Source organism: Mycobacterium sp. E3339 (assembly GCF_001666915.1).
Taxonomy (GTDB): Bacteria; Actinomycetota; Actinomycetes; order Mycobacteriales; family Mycobacteriaceae; genus Mycobacterium.
The window spans coordinates 1-943 of sequence record NZ_LZIZ01000043.1 but is presented as its reverse complement, the minus strand read 5'-3'; the positions used below and the strand labels follow the sequence as shown (position 1 = coordinate 943).

Sequence of the window (943 nt, the reverse complement as noted above, 5' to 3'; positions counted from 1 at the left end):
GTCGACCGGCTGCGCACCTTCAGCGAGGGCATCGACCCGGAGCGCCCGGAATACCGGGCGGTCGTGCTGGCCGCCGCCGACCCGGCCAACCCCTACGGCGCCGCGCTGCCGTGGCCCGGCTCGGGCGCGGAGGGCGCGCGGCCGGGCCGCAAGGCCGGCGCCCTCGTGGTGTTGGTCGACGGTCACCTGGCCTGGTTCCTCGAGCGCGGCGGCCGGACCCTGCTCACTTTCACCGACGACCCCGCGGCGCACCGCGCGGCGGCCGCGGCGCTGGCCGACCTGGTCGCCTCGCGGCGCGTGGCATCGATTTTGGTCGAGCGCATCGACGGCGCGCCGGCGCTGCAACCCGGCGGGCCCGGTTCGGAGGCGCTGGGCGGGCTCGTCGACGCCGGGTTCGCCCGCACACCGCGCGGGCTCCGGCTCCGGTAAGGCCGCGGCAGCCATGCCCGAAGGCGACACCGTCTGGCACACCGCGGCCGTCCTGCGCCAACACCTGGTTGGCCGCACCCTGACGCGCTGCGACGTCCGCGTCCCGCGGTACGCCACCGTCGACCTCACCGGGCAGGCCGTCGACGAGGTGCTCAGCCGGGGGAAGCACCTGTTCATCCGGGTAGGCCGGGCCAGCATCCACTCGCACCTGAAGATGGACGGCAGCTGGCGGGTAAGCGAGCGGCCGGTGCGCGTCGACCACCGGGCGCGAATCGTCCTGGAGGCTGGCCCCGTCCGCGCGGTCGGCGTGGATTTGGGCGTGCTGGAGATCCTCGAACGCGACCACGACGGCGACGCCGTCGCGCACCTGGGGCCCGACCTACTCGGCGAGGATTGGGACGCCGCGCTCGCCGCCGCCAACCTGGCGGCGCAGCCGGACCGGCCGCTCGCCCAGGCGCTGCTCGACCAGCGGGTGCTGGCGGGGATCGGCAACGTCTATTGCAACGAACTGTGT

At 75.3% G+C, this 943-nt stretch carries 1 protein-coding gene and 1 pseudogene; both read left to right on the top strand.

Annotated features, from left to right (window positions below):
* Positions 1–429: pseudogene (locus A5702_RS03495) on the top strand (ATP-dependent helicase); the annotation flags it as partial.
* A gap of 13 nt (positions 430–442) precedes the next feature.
* On the top strand, positions 443–943 hold a 501-nt coding region (locus A5702_RS03490), incomplete at its 3' end, for a DNA-formamidopyrimidine glycosylase family protein (protein WP_068218299.1).